The sequence below is a fragment of the Tautonia plasticadhaerens genome, assembly GCF_007752535.1.
GTDB classification, from domain to species: domain Bacteria; phylum Planctomycetota; class Planctomycetia; order Isosphaerales; family Isosphaeraceae; genus Tautonia; species Tautonia plasticadhaerens.
The window spans coordinates 44,967-63,007 of the sequence record NZ_CP036426.1 but is presented as its reverse complement, the minus strand read 5'-3'; the positions used below and the strand labels follow the sequence as shown (position 1 = coordinate 63,007).

Genomic DNA, 18,041 nt, shown 5'->3' with positions numbered 1-18,041 from the left:
CTCGCCCTGAGGTCCTGCCGACGCGTCGCCCTCCCGAACCTCGGAGCCGCAACCGATGACCCGCACCCTCGCCTTCCTCGCCGCCTCCTTGAGCCTGACAACGGCCATCACGGCGCAGGTCGGGCCGGCGGTCGTGCCGGCCGGGCCGGGGAGGTTCGCCATCACCTTCGACGCCCCCTTCATCTCGGATTCCTACCCGATCGGCACCAACGGCCACTACAACCAGCTGCTCGGCTTGCGGGCCGGGCCCGTCGGGCTGGGGGGCATCCCCCTCCCGATCGGAAACGCCGGACCACCCTGGGGGCCTCCCCAGCCCGGCCCTCCTCTCGGCGCCCCGGGCCCGACGTCGAGCCCCCAGGCGATGGCCCCCGCTTCGCCCCGGGTCCTCCCGAGCACTCCGGAGGAGCCGGAGACGCCCCCCCCACCGCCCGGCGCACCGGAGTACGCCCCCTCGCCCCCGGGGACGACCGACGCCCCGGAGGACGCCCCCTCCCTCCGGCTGACGTTCGTGGACCTGGACGACCCGGTCCCGGTCGGCTCCGACGTCATGTTCCTGGTGGTGGTCTCCAACCAGGGGGATCTCGAGGAGACGGACATCCGGGTGACCGTCCGGCTCGCCGACGGGCTGCGGTTCGGCGGCATCTCCGGCGCCGGCCTCGGCGAGGCGGACGGCCAGGTCGTCACCTTCGACCCAATCGCCTCCCTCGCCCCGGGCGAGGAGCTGCGCTGGCGCGTCCTCGCCCGGGCCGAGCAGCCCGGCCAGGGTCGCACCCGGGCCGAGCTGGCGGGCGAGCCCCTCCGGGCCCCCGCCTCGGTGGTCGAGCCCACTTCGGTCGTCCCCCGGGCCGACACCCCTCCCGCCGACGCCGAGCCCCCCTCGCCCCCCGCCCCCGGCCTCGACCTCCCCGAGTCCGACGCCCCGGCCGACGCCCCGGGCCAGGACGCCTGACACCGCCGGACCCCATCCGGCGTGGGGCCGGGACCGCCCGGGACTTCCGCCTTGGAGTGCCGCGAGGAGGCCGGATTCCGGGCGATCCCCCGTGGGCCGGATGGCGGCCTCGCCCCGCCCGCCATCGCCTCCCGACCGGCGCCCGCATCCTGACAGGGAACGGCGACGCACATCTGCATTTTCTGGCAGACCAAACGAATTCTCGCGGATTCATGGGCCGTTTCGATGGTTCATGGCGCGCGGTTCGCACGCCAGTGGTCCGTGGGGAGGGCCCGATCGGCCATCCCGATCGGGTGCGTCCGAGACCCGACGCCCGACCCGACCGGGGACGGATGGGCCCTCCCGGACCGTCGCAGACCCATCGAGAGGAGACACCATGGACCGCACCCCCAAGCTCGGCGCGATCGGCGTCGCCGCCGCGGCCCTGACGATCGCCGGGGCGTGGGCCTCGCCCGCCCCGGCCCAGATCATCGGCGTGCCGACCGGAGGCTCCTACGCCCCCTCCGACACCTTCGCCCAGGACTGGTACGACCCCTACGACTGGTACGGCCGGGCCGGGGGCATCGACGCCGGGACCGCCGCCATGCCCGGCGTCGAGGGCCGCGACCCCACCCGAGGCGGATTCCGGCCCCGGGCGGCCATCGAGGGCCGTACCGGCACCCGGCGGGGCGGCCTCGACGGCAGCCTGTACGAGAGCCCCGGCGCCCTCGGCGAGGGGGGCGAGGCGGACTACGAGGCCCCGCCCTCGAGGCCGACCCCCTATCGCGGCTCGCCGTACTTCATGAGGGGCTACTCCCCCTATTCCGGGTACCGGGACTTCGACGACGACTTCTATGACGACGACTTCTATGGCGGGTACGGCGTCGAGGCGTCGGACGAGCTCGGCCGAGGGGCCGTCGGGGCCGATCGCGACCCGCTCGGCACCCCCGCCGCTGGCCCGACGACCGGGCTCGGCGCGGGCACCGTGCCCGCCGCCGCCGGCGGCACCCCCGCGACTTCGTCGCCGGGCCTCGGCGGGCGGGCCGCCGGCCCTGGCGCCGCCGCCATCGACGCCCCCCTCCAGATCGAGGAGTCGGACGAGCTGTACGAGGACTACGACAGCCTCTACGGCGGCTATGGCGACTACGAGTACGTCGAGGAGGGCAGCGACCGCTACCAGCCCCTCCGGGGCATCGGCCCTCGGTACCGCAACTACTACAGCGAGGACTGGTTCGACGACGGCGCCGACTTCGACGACTGGTACGACCGCACCACGGAGCCCCTCGGCCAGGAGTTCGCCCAGCCCGAGACGCGAGAGGGGATCTCCGAGGTCGACGCCCCGGCTCCCGAGCGCCAGGAGGCCGGCGTCGCCCCCAGGTGAGCGGCCCCCCCCCGACGCACTCGCCCCCCGCCCGACCCCGGCCGCCCTCCAAGAGGGAGGCCCCGGGCCGGGGGCCCGGCCCGGTCTCGAGCGCCCCCCAGCGACGCGAACCACATCAAAGGAGATTCATTTATGAATACCTATTTTCGGACCGGGATCGGCCTGCTCGCCGGCCCGGCCTCGCTGCTGACCCTGGCGGCGGCCGCGGCCGCCCAGGTCGTCCCCGAGCCGCCGGCCCCCCCCGCGTCGGCCGAGCCCATCGCCCCGGCCCCGGTGGTCGCCCCGTCGCCCCCGGCGGTCGTCGAGCGCCAGGTCGTCGTCGAGGACGAGACCCCGGCCGACCAGCGTCGGCAGGACGAGCAGTTCGCCGGCCAGATGCGAGACGAGCCGCAGCAGCCCCCCCGCAACGACCGCCCGATCCGGATCGCCATCGACACCGACGGCGACGGCACCTTCGACTCGGTCCAGGCCGTCTACGCCTCCGCCCTCTCCCGGGCGATCCGCCAGAGCACCGAGCGGATGCAGGAGACCCGGGGCCTTTCGATCCTGAGGCTCTCCGGCACCGTCCGGGATCTCCAGGAGGTTACGCTCGCCCGGTTCGACCAGCCGCACCAGGTCGCCCGGGTCGCCAACCCCGAGGGACGCACGGCCAAGGTCGACCTCGGCCCGGCCGAACAGCTCGCGCCGCTGGAACTCGCCAAGGGGGACGCGATCGAGGTCATCGGCCACCGGGGCATGATCAATGATCGCCCGGTGCTGATGGCCGTCGAGATCTCCAAGGAGGGGCAGTCGGCGAAGATCGCCCGCCCGGACGACGGCTACATGAAGCGGGTCCGGGGCGAGATCCGGGAGACCCGGACGGCGACGTTCCGGGGCCGGGACGAGCCCCAGGTGATCGCCGAGGTCTCCATGGCCGGCGGGAGGCAGTCCTCGGTGATCCTCGGCCCCGAGTCGAAGCTCCAGGGCGTGGACCTCGGCCAGGGCACCTCGGCCGCCATGCTCGTCCGACCGGCCCGGCTCAACGGCGAAGAGGCGATGGTCGCCGAGCAGATCCGCATCGGCGATCGGACGATCACCCTCCGGGACACCGTCGGCCGTCGTCCCGAGGTCGAGACGCAGTCCTCCTCGACCTCCCAGGACTCCGGCTCTCCTGCCGACGAGAAGCCCGCCGCGCTGAGGCTGGACGACTCGAAGCCCTGACGCCCCCTCCGGCCCCCCGCCGGATCCGATGCAACGGCGACGGCCCGTCGGCTCCCTCACTTCAAGGGCCGGCGGGCCTTGATTCTTGCGCCTGCGACATGCTCATTCGAACACACGCCGGGCCTCGACCCGGAAGCCGGGCAGGTGCGGCTCGGCCGCCAGCTCGCCGAGGGCGTTGACCAGCTCCGGCTCGGCGTCGGGCCGATAGATGGTGATCGTCCGATACCTCGTGTTGATCACCCAGACGATCGGGACGCCGGCGGCCAGGTACAGGGCCACCTTGTCGTCGATCTCCTCCTGGGTGTTCGACGGCGAGAGGATCTCGACGGCCAGCACGGGAGGGCCGTCGAAGAAGGTCGCCTCGTCGGCCGTCGCCGCGACCAGCCCGGCCGAGACGTACGCCACGTCGATGCCGACGTTCGCCTCGGCCTCGGGGTCTCCAGGGCGCCGAAGGCGGAAGTAGACCTCGCCCGCGACGACCTCCCCCCGGGGCTCCGGCCGTTCGAAGAGCCACCGCTTCAGCAGATAGCTCACCTGGGCTTCGACTCGCCCGTGCTTGCGATGGCGTCGGGTCATGCGCTTCCCCCACTCGACGACGACCCCGTCGATCAGGTCGCGGTCGATCCCGTCGTCGGGCAGGGCGAAGAACTCCTCGGACGTGACCAGGCGGCGCGGGGCGACTTCGGCGGACATGGGCGGACCTCCCCGGCTCCCGGCGGTGAAGGGAGAACCCGAACGGAATGAGACGGGGGCGACCCGATCGCCTCGGATCGGATCGCCCTCGGAGTTTGGTCGGATCGTCAGGCCGGGCCCGGGCTCACCAGGCGAAGTGGGCGAACGCCTTGTTGGCGTCGGCCATGCGGTGCACGTTCTCGCGGCGGCTCATGGCGGCGCCTTCCCGGTTGAAGGCGGCGATCAGCTCGTCGGCGAGCTTCACGTGCATCGGCCGGCCCTTCTTCTCGCGGGAGGCCATGAGGAGCCAGCGGATCGCCAGGGTCTGCTGGCGGTTCTTCTTCACCTGCATCGGCACCTGGTAGGTGGCACCGCCGACGCGCTTGGAGCGGACCTCGATGACCGGCATGACGTTCTCGACCGCCCGGACGAAGACCTCCAGGGGGTCGATGTCCGGCAGCCGCTTCTGGATGAGGTCGGTGGCGTCGTAGAAGACGCGCTGGGCGACGCTCTTCTTGCCGTCGTACATCAGGCAGTTGATGAACTTGCTGGCCAGCTTCGAGCCGAACCTCGGGTCCGGCCGGAGCTGCATCTTGCTGGCGGTGAACTTGCGGGCCATGTCGAGTCGGTTCCCTAAAGCGAGGCGAAGGCAGGTTCTCGAGTCTTCCGGGGGGTCGAGGAGCGGGGGACGGCGGTCGGGGGGCGGATGTCCGGGGGCCGAGGGGGGATCGCGGAGGATCGATCGCCGAGGGGCCCCGACCATCCGCCGTCCCGATTCGGCCGACCGAAGGCCGCCGACGTGGACTTACTTCTTGCGGGCGCCCTTGGCGGGCGGGGCGCCCTTGGCCTTGGCGCCGTACTTGGAGCGGGCCTGCTTGCGGTCGGCCACGCCGAGCGAGTCGAGCACGCCCCGGACGATGTGGTACCGCACGCCGGGCAGGTCGCGGACGCGGCCGCCCCGCACCAGCACGATCGAGTGCTCCTGCAGGTTGTGCCCCTCGCCGCCGATGTAGGCGGTGATCTCCTTGCCGTTGGAGAGCCGCACCCGGGCCACCTTGCGGAGCGCCGAGTTGGGCTTCTTGGGCGTCATCGTCTTGACCTGCAGGCAGACCCCCCGCTTGAACGGGTTGGCCTCGAGCACCGGGGACTTGGTCTTGGTGTACTGCTGCTTCCGCGGCTTGCGGACGAGCTGATTGATCGTGGGCATGGGTCTTCGGTCGTCCTGGCGATCCTCGGGCGTCCCCGAACCCGGAGGGCCGTGCGCCCGGCCCCGGGCTGCTCCTCGGGATGTTCCGTCTCCGCGCCGGGGCGGGACTCCGGGCGCATCGCCCGCGCCGTCGCCCGATGCGGCAAAACGTCCAGTCTACCCCCGCCCCCCCCGATGTCAAGGCCCCGGACCCCGTCAGTCGTCTCCGCAAGGACGCCGGCTTGCTGAGACTGCCCGGGCCACGTCCCGCGGGGAGACGAGGCCGGCCGCGGACCTACGGCCCCGAGGTGATCGACCTGACCGAGCAGGGTGGCCGGCGGCGGGGCTGGCCCTCCGACACGTTCGAGCTCTACGGCGAGAAGGCGGTCAAGAGGTACAAGACGTCCCTGGCGACCTGGCGGCCGGCCGGCGGCGCGATCCGTGTCGTGCGGGTCGATGAGCCGACCGGCTGGCGGGCCCCCGGCCGTTAGCTTCGGCCACAGCGGCGCGAGCATCGAGGCGACGAGCAGGAGGCCGCCGACCCAGGCCACCCGCCCGGGGTCAGGGACGCATCGACTCAGGGCTTCCGCTTGCCTCGGGGCTTCCTCGATTTCGCGTTCTTCTGCACTCGCAGATTCCAGGCGAGCTGGAGCCCTTTGAGCAGCTGCTCGGGCGTCGCCTCCGCCAGGCGGAGATGAGTCGCGCCCTGCCTCCCCCAGCCGCCGGAGACGGGGAGGAACACCCCCGGGGCCTCCGCAATGAGCGACTGCTGCAGTTCGGGGGAGAGCATCAAATTCCCGAACCCGAGAGGCTCATGGGCGAGGGTCGCGAAGATGCGGCCGCCGACGCGGAAGTCGGCAGCCCCCATGTGAGCGCTTTCCTCGGCGTCGTCGAAGCCAAGGGCCAGCTCACGGAAGTCGTTGGCGGTCATAAACGCTGCCCTTGTCGGCGTCAATCAGCCACGAGCGGCACGAGGGAGCGGAGCTTACGGTCGCGGAAATACAGCCCGAGCCAGGCGACGACGCCGACGATCACCGGCACGAAGAACATCCCGTCGTTGGCATGGACGTGGGTCGCCACGGCACCGCCCAGGTAGGCGAGCATGAGGAGGCCGCCGAGGTAGCGGGTCTTCGGGACGAGGTAGAGTGCGAACACCGCCAGCTCGACGACCCCGAGCAGCAGGGCGGAGGCGGCGGGGTAGGTCTCGGACCACTCCTCGATGAAGCCCTCGGGTTGCGCGATCTTGAAGAAGGCGCTGGGAAGGAACACGAAGGCGAGGATGCCCGAGAGCACCCAGCCGGTCACGCGCTGCCATTTCGGAATCGCATCCGTCATGTTCTTCTCCTCACCTGGGTGGTCCGTTCGGGGAGTAGAATCAAGGTTGCCTCGACCCTCTGCTCCACGCTTCGTCGCAAGTCAGCTCCGGCCTGCTCCTCATGGAGAGCGACAGAGGTCGCCACGAGCATCCTTGACGTGTCCGCTTCAGCCCTCGCCCCGCCGTGCGGCTTCGATCGCGGCGATGTCGATCTTCCCCATCGTCATCATCGCCTCCATCGCCCGCTTCGCGGCGGCCCGATCGGGGTCAGCCACCGCCTCGAGCAGCACGCGCGGCGTGATCTGCCAGGAGAAGCCCCAGAGGTCCTTGCACCAGCCGCAGGCGCTCTCCTTGCCGCCGTTTCCGACGATGGCGCCCCAGTAGCGGTCGGTCTCCTCCTGGGTCTCGGTCACGACCATGAAGCTCACGGCTTCGTTCGGCGTGAATTCCGGCCCGCCGTTCAGGCCGACGTAAGCCTGCCCCAGGACGGTGAATTCGACCAGGAGTTCCTCGCCCTCCTTCGCGGCCGGGAGGTCCACGGAGGAGGCGTGGGCCTTGCCGACGTGGCTGTCGGGGAACACGCTCGCGTAGAACTCGGCCGCCTCGCGGGCCTGACCGCGGTCGAAGTACAGGCAGGTCATCAGCTTGGTCATGGTCGGTCTCCTTGCCCTGGGGTCGAGGGGACGCCGGATTGGAACCAGTTATCGGCTGGAAGTCAACGGACGTACAGTAGAAATTCGGGAAGGGGGATCCCGGTTCGCGAGGCGGTTGCGGATTTGTTCCACAACGTGAAAATCATCGCTTGACCGAAGAAGCAGGACGCGCCCCACAACGTGGAGGGACAGCAAGGAGGCGACGTGAAGAAGATCACGATTGGAGAAATGGAAGAGGCTCTGAAAGAATCGTGTGACCACTCCCGGGACTTTCCGAGATGTCGTAAATTCAGCGGGGGTCTGGATCGTACCGTGGTGCGTTCGAGCCCCAGGTTCGATGCGGGTATGATGCGCGACCCGACGCATCCGGGCTCCTCGACGAGGAGGGGACCCATAAGCTTGAGCACGCGGCGACCAACGACCGGTTCGACATCATGGCCTTCCCGGTCGGGACGGGGGTCGACGTCTCCAGTGCCTCGCAAGACGCCTGGATGGCCTTGTGCGACGGCCTCATCGAGGCGGCAGTCGGCATCGACCCTGTCTCATCGGGCATGGGTGGTGACGACCTGGCCATCCCCGCACATACTGATCGGACGATCAACCGGAGCGTCCGCCCGGCCATTTCGTGTGACTGCCGATCCTCGTTTCCTCGATAGTAAGGGACAGGGGATCGACGCCCCCGGGCCGTCCTCCGTCCGTCTCCCCTCGGCCGACGCCGGGGGGAGGCCGGCCGGGAGGCCCGGGATGTCGGGCCCTGCTCCTTGGCAAGCCGAGCAGGTGATACGGGGTTGCCTGGATCACTCACCCTTCGGCGTGGCCGGGGCAGGGCGGAGCGTGCCGCGGGATCGCGGGCACTCGCCCACCGGGGCACGCTCCGCGTTGCCCCGGCTACACACGACCAGGCTGCCGTCTTCCGGGCAATCCGGTGATGAGGTGTCGGGGATCGATCGCCGTCGTCGGTCGCGGGGCTGTCGGACCCGGACGCCCAGAGCCGGTCGCGGGCCGCTCGGCGAATCGAAGCCGATCCGGCGATCCGGCCCCGGCGAATCGAAGCCGATTGGCCACGCCGTCGCCGACGAGACGAAGTCAATCGCCCGGGACGAGTTCGACCGAACGAAGCCAATCGGATCGACGCAAACCCTTTCCGAATAAGGAAAAACTCCCAGTCGCGGCCGGCGCACCTCGGGCGCACCGCTCGCGCACCGGGCCGGCGTCTCGGGCCGAGACGGGGAGGCGCACCGGAGGCGCACCGCGGCGCCTCGGTGCGCGACGCGAGGCCGGGGGCGGGGCAGGCGAGTCGACCGCCCGGGACGTGACCGAACGAACCCATTCCTGGGAGGGGACGCGACGGGGCAGACCCAATCGGTCACGCCGCAATCGTCGACCTGGCAAGGAGAAACGGCGATCTCGGGGGAGGCGCACCGGGGGCGCACCAACGGCGCACCGGCCGGCTCATACCGCCGCCGGCGATCGGGGCGGTGAGGGGGTCAGTCGCCGTGCTTCTCCCGGAGGCGGCCGGAGAGGCGGAGGATGAGGTGGGCGCGCTCGAACTGGTCGACCCACTCGGCGGTGACGGCGGCCAGCTCCTCGACGGCGGGGGGGACCAGGCCGGTCGGGCAGCTCGGCCCGAGCTGGTCGGCAGCGAGCTTGCGGTAGCGCGAGAGGGTCCGGTCGCCGAACCGGGAGACCTCCAGGAAGTCCTCGCTGAGGAAGACGACCGCGGGCACCCGGCGGCCGCCGTTGACCTTCAGGGCGTCGGCGACCTCGGGCAGGGCGTCCCGGTCGAGGTAGCGGAGCTCGATCGCCGAGGGGTTGGCCCGGGCGATGTGGTCGAGGATCGGGCACTGGGAGACGCAGTCGCCGCACCAGGTCCCGGCCAGGCAGAGCACCGGCATCCGGCGGACGAACCCGCCGATCAGCTCGCGCTGCGGGCCGGTCAGCGCCACCCGGCCGTGGATGGCCGCCCACTTGGCCCGCTCGGCCTCCTTGCCGTGCCGGGAGAGGAATTCGTCGTAGGGCAAGGACCGCTCGAACGCGAGGTTCCAATCGATCATCAGGGCGAGGCTCCGGGCGTGGGCCGCATCGATCTCGGGGATTCGATCGCGGCTGATGGGGGCGAGGCGGGGCAGGGACGGCCGATCGCGGGGGAAGGCCGCGGCGGAAGGCTCCCGGGGCGGTCCTCCTCGATCGGCCCTCGGCCCCGCATGGTGGGGGGGAGGCCGAAGGGACTCCGCCCGAGGCATCGAGCGGGTCCCGGGACCGACGCGACCGGCCGAGGCCGAGGCCGAGGTGTCCCACCGAATGGTAGGCCGACGGGCCGTCGCTGCAAGGGCCGGGGCCATTTCATCCGGCATTGCCCGGAAGGCGTGCCTTCGGTTGGCCGGGGCCTCGCGGACGAGGCCTCGCGGACGAGCCCCCGGCCACCCGAAGGGTTATCGATCCGGGCAATTCCGGAGCATACCCGTGGGCGGGAGCCGTTCCCTCACGCCGATCTCCGGGGTCGCCACCCCTGCCCGATGGGGGGCCGGCCCGTCCCGGCCTCCTCCCGGGACGCGTCGAGGCGGCGACGGCCCGGGCCGTCGTCGCCGCCTCGTCGGGGGACGCTCGAAGGGGGTCGACCCGGACTCGACCCGGGATCAGGACTGGGCCTGGGGGGAGGCCTCCTGGGAGGTCGGCGAGGCCTGGCCCTGCGGCGAGGCCTGGCCCTGCGGCGAGGCCGCCGGCATCGCCTGGGCCGACGGGGCGGGCACCATGACGGTGGTCGTCACCGGGATCTGCCGGGTCACCTGGCGGGGGACCTGCCGCATGACGGTCACCGGCACCTGCTCGGTGACCGTGTACGGCACCTGCCGGGTGATGACCTCCTGCACCGGGACCGTCCGGGTGGTGTAGGCGGTCACCGGCACCTGGACGGCCTTCCGGACGGGGACCTGCTGCGTCACGGTCTCGGTGACGGCCCGGGTCCGGGTGGTCATGACGGTCACCGGCACCTGCTCGGTGACCGTGTACGGCACCTGCCGGGTGGTCGTCTCGGTGACCTGCCGGGCCTGGAGCGTCGGCACGGTCTCGGTCCGGGTCTCCTGGGTCATGGTCACCTTCGTGGTCGGGACCATCTCGGTGACCTGCCGGGGGACCATCCGCGTCACCGGGACCTGGACCGTCCGGATCTCCTCGCGGGGGACCTGGCGGGTGACCTGCACCGGCACCTGCTGGTGGCGGACCTCCGGCACCTGGACGGTCGTCTGCACCGGGAACGTCTCGCAGCGCTGGCGGGTCACGTACGAGGTCTCCGGGATCCGCTGCCGGACCGGCCGGGGGACGTAGACCTGCTGGGTCACGCAGGAGGCCGGGGCGCAGGAATGGCCGCAGCCGCCGTGGCCGAGGCAGGCCAGGCCCTTCCCCCCGTGCCCCAGCCGGTGGCCGCAGCCGCCGACGGAGAACGTGCGGGTCTCGTAGCCCCCCATGTCCACGCACACCTCCCGGTATCGGGTGACCGGCACCTGCTCGGCCACGGTCCGGGCCTGGTAGCTGGTCCGGACCTGCGGGACCATCACCGTATAGGGCTGCGACTGCATGACCGTCTCGACCACCTGGTCCAGCACGGTGTGCCGCTGGTGGACCGCCTGCGTGGACGTCACCGGCTCGCAGACCGTCCGGGTCACCGGCTGCTGCACGGTCTCATACTTCGGCACGCTGACGACGTAGCTGCGGGGGACGTCCACCGTCTCGTAGACCGTCCGGGTGACCGGCACCTGCTCGGCCCGGTACTCGGTCCGGTATCGGGTCTGGGTCTGGGTGACCGGCACCTGCTCCGTGACGTGTCGGGTGACCGGCACCTGCTGCGAGACGTACTCGGTCCGGTACTCGGTCCGGGTCACCTGCACCGGCACCCGCTCGGTCGTGTACCGGGTGACCGGCACCTGCTCGGCCCGATACTCGGTCCGGGACCGGGTCTGCATGATCGTCTCGGGGACCTCGTCGTAGACCGTCTCGGTGACGGTCTGATACGAGGTCACCGTCTGGGGGATCATCGCCGGGCCGCAGTCGACCGGCATCGCCGGGCCGACGGGGGCCGGGCAGGGGCCGGCGGCCCCACCGATCGCGCCGTGCCCGCATCGGTGGCAGGCCGACGCCGTCCCCGGCACCGCCAGGGCCACCGCGACGACCGCCGCCAGGCCGATCCCGCCACTCCTGAACCGTCTCATCGTGGTCGCTCCGCTGGTGGGGGCTTATTCTTCGTTCCCGGCCGGAGCAAACGCCCTCGTCGCCACGCACGCCCCAGCCGCTCAAGGCGCCGCAATCGATGCGAATCTACTGTATAGGCCAGGTCCTCGACCCACGCAAGGAGCGAACGACAAAATCGGCGAACAGGGGGGTATGGGAGGAATGGCGGAATTGACCGAGCTGGAAACCTCCCAGGTTGTTGCGGGTTGGGTTGCTCCCCGTCGTCGACCCGACGAAGGGGCAAAAAAAAAGCCCGGCTCCCCACGAGGGAGCCGGGCATAGCCAGGGAGAACGACGCTTGCTCGTGATCTCGACCGTGCTCGAACAGGGGCCGAGGCCCTCGTGCCCGAAGACGTATTCGATTGCGAGCGATCGTCGCCAACGCAGCCCTGATGCCAGGCCCGAATTTCCCCGGATGGGAGACGAATCCATTCGCCGCAGGTTCTTATGGAGAATGCCGTTAGGGTTGGGAGAATTTTCGTGACACGGCCCAAGGCGGTCGGGGGACTGCTCGAACTTTTTGCGGGCCTGCCCGCGGGACCGACAGGACCGGGACATGCCGAAGGGGGGCCGGGTCGATCCCGGGGACGGGCGCCGCTAGAATAGGGGCCGTGATCGAGGCGGGGCGGATCGGCCGGGGGGCACGCGAAGCGATGGCGACGGCGACCAAGGTGTTCGTGCTCGGGCTCGACGGGGCGACCTGGGACATCCTCGGGCCGCTGGCCGAGGCCGGGGAGCTGCCGAACCTCTCCCGGGTGCGGGCTCGGGGGGCGTCGGGCACCCTGCGGTCGATCTTCCCGCCGCTGAGCCCGGTGGCCTGGACCGGCGTGATGACCGGCAAGAACCCGGGCAAGCACGGCATCTTCGAGTTCCTGGAGTTCGGGCACGACCCGCTCGGCGGCCGGGTGAACACGTCCCGGTCGATCGACTCGGCGCTGCTCTGGGAGGTCGCCGCCCGCTACGGCCGGAAGACGACCGCCGGCGCCGTTCCGATGAGCTACCCGCCCCGGAAGACCCCCGGCCTGAATTTCCTCGGCGACTTCCTCGCCCCCCCCAACGCCCGGGACTTCACCTCCGACCCGGAGCTGTTCGCCGAGCTGGAACGGCACCTCGGCGAGCCCTACCGCCCCTGGGACGTCTCCGTCCACGACGGCGGCCGGGAGCCCGAGGCGCTGGCCGGCCTGACCTCGTTCCTCGACCACCACCTCCGGGCCGTGCGGTTCCTGATGGACGCCCGCCCCTGGGACCTGTTCGTCTACGACCTGATGGCGACCGACCGCATCCAGCACGAACTCTGGCATGCCTGGGAGCCGTCGCACCGGGTCGCCCGGGGCCGGGACCTGTCGAAGGTCCGGGACGGCTTCGTCGCCTTCTGGAAGCGGCTCGACGAGGGGATCGGCGAGATCGAGGCCGCCCTGCCCGCCGACGCCACCCTCGTGCTGATGAGCGACCACGGCTTCGGGCCGGTCGAGCACTTCGTCAACTTCAACGTATGGCTGCTCGACCGCGGATACATCACGCTCATCGACACCCCCTACGTCCGCCAGAAGCACTGGTTCTTCCGACGGGGGGTGACGCTGGAGTGGATCTACCGCATCATGGCCCGGCTCGGCCAGGCGAAGCACCGGGTCAGCCGGTTCGGCGGCAGCCAGGACAACCGGCTCGACCAGATGGCCGAGTCGCTCTTCCTCTCCCGGCGCCACATCGACTGGTCGAAGACGAGGGCCTACGCCCAGGGCAATTTCGGCCAGATCTTCGTCAATAAACAGGGCCGCCAGCCCAATGGCTGCGTCCGGCCCGAGGACGTCCGCCCGCTGCTCGACGACCTCAAGGCCGAGCTGGCCGGGCTGACCCATCCCGAGACGGGGGGGCCGCTGGTCGACCGGGTCTATGAGGCGGAGGAACTCTACCAGGGCCCCAACGCCCACCTGGCGCCCGACCTGACCGTGGTGCTGGGGGACTGGCGATACCGGACGATCGGCCTGCACGACTTCACCACCCACAAGGTCATCTCCCCCGCCTTCGGCCCCACGGGGGACCACCGGATGGAGGGGGTCTTCCTCGCCTCCGGCCCCACGATCCGCCCCGGCTCCTCCCTCGGCCCGGACGCCACCCTGCTGGACATCGCCCCGACCGTCCTCCGGTTGCTCGGCGTCCCGGCCCCCGACGACCTCGACGGCCGGCCCCTGCTGGAAGTCCTCGACCCCTCCTCCCTCCCCGACCTCGACGAGCCGATCGCCCCCCCCGACCCGGGCGACGCCGACGGCCCTCCCGGGGGCGGGTCGGACGATGCCCCCGACCCCGAGGACGACGAGGCGGTCAAGCAACGCCTGGCCGAACTCGGCTACCTCTGACCCGACGCCTCCCTCAGCGGATCACCCCGGCCCGACCGTGACGGGTTTCGGGCTGGTGCGCTGCCGGTGCGCCTCCGATGCGCCCGGACCTTCGGCCGTTTTTCCTGTTCCGGATTCGGCTTGCGCCGACCTCACTGGCTTCCCACCGTCGCATGAACCCCGGGGTCGGCTTCGTCTCGTCGCGACGGGGATGGGTTCGTTTCGCCTCGGCCCCGACCGACCCGAGCGGGCCGAGCGAGCTCGCCGAGAAACCCGGTCGGGCATGGGCCGGTGCGCCGATCGACGCCGCCGGTGCGCCCGGGGCATTTTGGATTGATTTTCCTCGGATGAAACGACTTGCGATGGTTCGACCGGCGTCGCAAATGGCTTCGCTCCGTCAATTCGTCGCACCGGATTGGCTTCGATTCGTCTCGTCGCGACGCCGCCAGGACGGCCGGCTCGGTTGAAGGCGGAGCCTCCTTGCCGGGGGTCGGGTCTCCACGATGGTTCGGATTGCCAAAGACGAGGGACGCCCGACCCTGCCTCCTGATCGTCCTCCCGTCGGAGGGACGGACGGGGGACGGGCGGGGAGCGATCGGCCCCTCTCCTTACTATCGAGAAACCCCGCCCCGGCAGTCACCCGACCTCCCGGGTTTCTGATCGGGGGGCGGCGGAGGGGCCCCGCGGATCGGCCGGCCCCGCGTCGGCACCGAGGCCCCGGCGCGCCCCGGGCCGACCGCCTCCCCGGCCGACGCCGATCGGTCGAGACCCGGCCGCCGGGGCCGACATCGGCCCCGGCGGCCGCGCCCCTGATGCTCGGTCGGATGGCGCAAGGGGGAGGGCGGGCGACTCGATCACCGAGTCGCCCGCCCTCCCCCCGCATCCGGGCCGGCTCGTCCCCGCCCGGGGCCGAGCCGAGGGGGCCCATCCGGTCAGTGGACGGGCACGGCGGGTTCGCCCCGGTGGGGGGCGGGGTCATCCTCGGGGGTCGGGGCGGGCTCGGCGTCGGCCTCGGCCTGCGCCCGGCGTCGGCCGAAGGGGCGGAACTCGGCGAGCCACTGGAAGACGACGAAGAAGACCGGCACGACGAACACGGCCAGGAGGGTCGAGGCGATCATCCCGCCGAAGACGGCCGTGCCGAGGGCCTGCCGGCTCGCGGCCCCGGCCCCCTCGGCGTTGACCAGCGGCCAGACGCCGAGGATGAACGCGAAGCTGGTCATCAGGATCGGCCGGAACCGCAGGCCGGCCGCCTCGACGGCCGCCTCCCGGATCGACTTGCCCTGCGCGTGCAGGTCCCGGGCGAACTCGACGATGAGGATCGCGTTCTTGCTCGCCAGGGCGATGATCAGCACGATGCCGATCTGCGTGTAGACGTTGTTGTCGAACCCCCGGAGGGCCACCGCCGTGGCGGCGCCCAGCAGGCCCAGCGGCACGACGAAGATCACCGCCGCCGGCAGCAGCCAGCTCTCGTACTGGGCCGCCAGCACGAGGTAGACGAACAGCACCGCCAGGCCGAAGACCCAGACCGACTGGCCGCTGACGCGCTTCTCCTGGAAGGACATGCCCGTCCACTCGTAGCCCATGCCGGGCGGCAGGTTCCGCGCGAGCATCTGCTCCATCAGCGTCAGGGCGTCCCCGGAGCTGTACCCCGGCGCGGCCTCGCCGGTGACGGCGGCGGTCGGGTAGAGGTTGTACCGGCTGATGATCTGCGGGCCGACGACCTTCTTCACGTCGACGATGGCGCCCAGCGGCACCATCTCGCCCCTGAGGTTGCGGACCTCCAGCTTGCGGATGTCCTCCGGTGAGCTGCGGAAGCGCTCGTCGGCCTGGACGCGGACCTGATAGGTGCGGCCGAACTTGTTGAAGTCGTTCACGTAGGCCGAGCCGAGCGAGGCCTGCATGGTGCCGAAGACGTCGTTGAGGTCCAGGTCCATCGTCTTGGCCTTCACCCGGTCGACGTCGGCGTAGAGCTGCGGAACCCCGGCGCGGAAGGTGCTGGTCACGGCCTGCAGGGAGGACTGGCCCCCCGCGTCGGCCTGCACCTGCTGGACCATCCGGGCCAGCTCCTGGAGCCCGGCCCCCTTGTCCTCCAGCTGGAGCTGGAAGCCGCCGGTGGTGCCCAGCCCCCGGATCGACGGCGGCGGGAAGATCATCGCCACGGCCTCCTTGATCCGCGACGCGTACTGGCCGCGGATGCTGCCGAGGATCGCCTCCATGGACTTCTCCTCCTCGTGCCGCTCCTCGAAGGGCTCGAAGACGACGAAGAAGGTGGCGGCGTTCGACGTGGCGGTGCTGTCCAGCAGGGAGAAGCCGGCAATGGCGAACACGTTCTCCACGCCGGGCGTGTTCATGAGAATGTCGTTCGCCTCGTCGACCACCTCGGAGGTCCGCTGCAGCGAGGCCCCGTCGGGGAGCTGCACCAGCGAGATGGCGTAGCCCTGGTCCTCCACCGGCAGGAAGCCCGTCGGCAGGCTGGCATAGAGGTAGACCGTCCCCGCCACCACGCCGAAGAACAGGAGCATCACCAGCACGGGGACGCGGACCAGCCCCTTGACGATCGCCAGGTAGACCCAGGCGAAGCGGTCGTAGACCCAGTTGAAGGCCCGGAAGAAGAAATTCTTCCGGCCCCGCAGGGGGCGGAGCAGGGAGGCCGATTGCGCCGGCTTGAGCGTCAACGCGTTGATGGCGCTGATGATCGCGGTGGCGGCGATCGTCAGGGCGAACTGCCGGTAGAGCTGCCCGGTGATCCCCCCCAGGAAGGCCGTGGGGACGAACACGGCCATCAGCACGAGCGTGATGCCGATGATCGGCCCGGTCACCTCCCCCATCGCCCGGATCGTCGCGTCCCGGGGGTTGCGGCCGCGCTCGATGTGGTGCGCCGCGTTCTCGACGATCACGATCGCGTCGTCGACCACGATGCCGATCGCCAGCACCAGGCCGAAGAGGGTGAGCATGTTCACCGTGAAGCCGAGCAGGGCCAGCGCCGTGAAGGCGCCGACGATCGTCACGGGCACGGTGGTCGCCGGGATGAGCACCCCCCGCCAGTCCTGGAGGAAGACGAGGATGACGACCAGCACCAGGACGCCGGCCTCGAAGAGCGTCTTGTAGACCTCCCGAATCGACTCCCGCACGAAGAGGGTGGTGTCGAAGGGGATGTCGTAGGTCATCCCCTGGGGGAAGTCCTCGCTCAGCCGCTCGATCGTCGCCCGGATGTCGTCGGCCACCTGGAGGGCGTTGGCGCCGGGCAGCTGGAAGATGGCGATGCTGGCCGTCGGCTGGGCGTTCTTCAGCGCGTACTGGTCGTAGGTCTGGGCACCCAGCTCCACCCGGGCGACGTCCCTCAGGTAGGTGACCCGGGTCCCCTCGCCCCCCTTGACCACGATCTGCTCGAACTGCTCCGCATCGCTCAGGCGGCCCAGGGCCGAGATCGTCAGCTGGAAGTTCTGGCCTTCCGGGGCCGGGGACTGGCCGATCGCCCCCGCCGCCACCTGGACGTTCTGCTCCCGGAGCACCCGCAGGATGTCCTGGGTGGTCAGGTTCCTCGCCTTGAGCTTCTCCGGGTCGAGCCAGATCCGCATGCTGTACTCGGTGCTGCCGAAGCTCCGGGCGTCGCCCACGCCGTCGATCCGGCTCAGCTCGTCCCGGATGCGGAGCGAGGCGTAGTTGGACATGAACAGGCTGTCATAGGTGTTGTCCGGCGACAGCAGGTTGATGACCAGGATGATGTTGGTCGACTGCTTCTTGGCCGTCACGCCCTGGCGGCGGACCTCCTCCGGCAGCAGCGGCTCGGCCGCGGAGATCCGGTTCTGCACGAGGACCTGGGCCTGGTCCAGGTCGGTGCCCACCTCGAAGGTCACCGTCAGGGAGTACGAGCCGTCGCTCGACGAGGTGGACTGCATGTAGAGCATGTCCTCCACGCCGTTGACCTGCTGCTCGATCGGCGCGGCGACCGTGTCGGCGACCACCTGGGCGCTGGCGCCCGGGTAGACGGCCCGGACCTGGACCGTCGGCGGGGTGATCTCGGGGTATTGCTCGATCGGCAAGGCCAGCAGCGCGACCGCGCCGAAGATCATCGTGACGATGGCGATGACGTTGGCGAAGATCGGCCGGTCGATGAAGAAACGCGACATGCGACTCGCTCGGGGGTCG

At 70.9% G+C, this 18,041-nt stretch carries 14 protein-coding genes; 5 read left to right on the top strand and 9 right to left on the bottom strand.

Features of this window, described 5'->3' with window-relative positions:
- The first annotated feature begins 55 nt into the window (after positions 1–55).
- From ElP_RS00300 to ElP_RS00290, 3 genes are all read left to right on the top strand, one after another.
- Complete coding sequence (locus ElP_RS00300; RefSeq protein ID WP_145266175.1) at positions 56–949, top strand: hypothetical protein; 894 nt, start codon at positions 56–58, stop codon at positions 947–949.
- Positions 950–1,325: 376 nt separating this feature from the next.
- Positions 1,326–2,309 carry a hypothetical protein gene (locus ElP_RS00295; protein ID WP_145266172.1) on the top strand — a complete coding sequence of 328 codons (984 nt, stop codon included), beginning with the start codon at positions 1,326–1,328 and terminating at the stop codon, positions 2,307–2,309.
- A gap of 132 nt (positions 2,310–2,441) precedes the next feature.
- On the top strand, positions 2,442–3,509 hold the full coding sequence (locus ElP_RS00290) for a hypothetical protein (protein ID WP_145266170.1): 1,068 nt from the start codon (positions 2,442–2,444) through the stop codon (positions 3,507–3,509).
- Positions 3,510–3,611: 102 nt separating this feature from the next.
- Here the strand turns inward: ElP_RS00290 and ElP_RS00285 are convergent, their stop codons facing one another.
- From ElP_RS00285 to rpsL, 3 genes are all read right to left on the bottom strand, one after another.
- Positions 3,612–4,202 (bottom strand): Uma2 family endonuclease, encoded by a 591-nt coding sequence (locus ElP_RS00285; protein WP_145266167.1) that lies wholly within the window; start codon positions 4,200–4,202, stop codon positions 3,612–3,614.
- 124 nt (positions 4,203–4,326) lie between these two features.
- The gene (gene rpsG / locus ElP_RS00280) at positions 4,327–4,800 is read right to left on the bottom strand and encodes a 30S ribosomal protein S7 (protein WP_145266164.1); all 474 of its coding nucleotides are present in this window, start codon (positions 4,798–4,800) and stop codon (positions 4,327–4,329) included.
- 186 nt (positions 4,801–4,986) lie between these two features.
- On the bottom strand, positions 4,987–5,388 hold the full coding sequence (rpsL, locus tag ElP_RS00275; protein WP_145266161.1) for a 30S ribosomal protein S12: 402 nt from the start codon (positions 5,386–5,388) through the stop codon (positions 4,987–4,989).
- 287 nt (positions 5,389–5,675) lie between these two features.
- On the opposite strand from rpsL, the gene ElP_RS00270 reads away from it, so the two are divergent.
- Complete coding sequence (locus ElP_RS00270) at positions 5,676–5,858, top strand: hypothetical protein (RefSeq protein ID WP_231749368.1); 183 nt, start codon at positions 5,676–5,678, stop codon at positions 5,856–5,858.
- A gap of 86 nt (positions 5,859–5,944) precedes the next feature.
- On the opposite strand, the gene ElP_RS00265 is transcribed toward ElP_RS00270, so the two are convergent.
- The 5 genes from ElP_RS00265 to ElP_RS00245 all read right to left on the bottom strand — a co-directional run bounded on the left by ElP_RS00265 (position 5,945) and on the right by ElP_RS00245 (position 11,540).
- Entirely contained in the window at positions 5,945–6,298 is a 354-nt protein-coding gene (locus ElP_RS00265) for an MmcQ/YjbR family DNA-binding protein (protein ID WP_145266156.1), read from the bottom strand.
- A 20-nt stretch (positions 6,299–6,318) separates the two neighbouring features.
- The gene (locus tag ElP_RS00260; protein ID WP_145266153.1) at positions 6,319–6,702 is read right to left on the bottom strand and encodes a DoxX family protein; all 384 of its coding nucleotides are present in this window, start codon (positions 6,700–6,702) and stop codon (positions 6,319–6,321) included.
- Positions 6,703–6,849: 147 nt separating this feature from the next.
- Complete coding sequence (locus ElP_RS00255) at positions 6,850–7,335, bottom strand: VOC family protein (RefSeq protein WP_145266150.1); 486 nt, start codon at positions 7,333–7,335, stop codon at positions 6,850–6,852.
- 1,487 nt (positions 7,336–8,822) lie between these two features.
- Positions 8,823–9,389: a thioredoxin family protein gene (locus tag ElP_RS00250; RefSeq protein ID WP_231749367.1), complete on the bottom strand. Its 567-nt coding sequence runs from the start codon at positions 9,387–9,389 to the stop codon at positions 8,823–8,825.
- A gap of 582 nt (positions 9,390–9,971) precedes the next feature.
- Positions 9,972–11,540 (bottom strand): hypothetical protein, encoded by a 1,569-nt coding sequence (locus ElP_RS00245; RefSeq protein WP_145266147.1) that lies wholly within the window; start codon positions 11,538–11,540, stop codon positions 9,972–9,974.
- Between the two features lie 672 nt (positions 11,541–12,212).
- On the opposite strand from ElP_RS00245, the gene ElP_RS00240 reads away from it, so the two are divergent.
- Positions 12,213–13,913 (top strand): alkaline phosphatase family protein, encoded by a 1,701-nt coding sequence (locus ElP_RS00240; protein WP_145266145.1) that lies wholly within the window; start codon positions 12,213–12,215, stop codon positions 13,911–13,913.
- A 911-nt stretch (positions 13,914–14,824) separates the two neighbouring features.
- On the opposite strand, the gene ElP_RS00235 is transcribed toward ElP_RS00240, so the two are convergent.
- On the bottom strand, positions 14,825–18,022 hold the full coding sequence (locus tag ElP_RS00235) for an efflux RND transporter permease subunit (protein WP_145266141.1): 3,198 nt from the start codon (positions 18,020–18,022) through the stop codon (positions 14,825–14,827).
- Positions 18,023–18,041 lie beyond the last annotated feature (19 nt).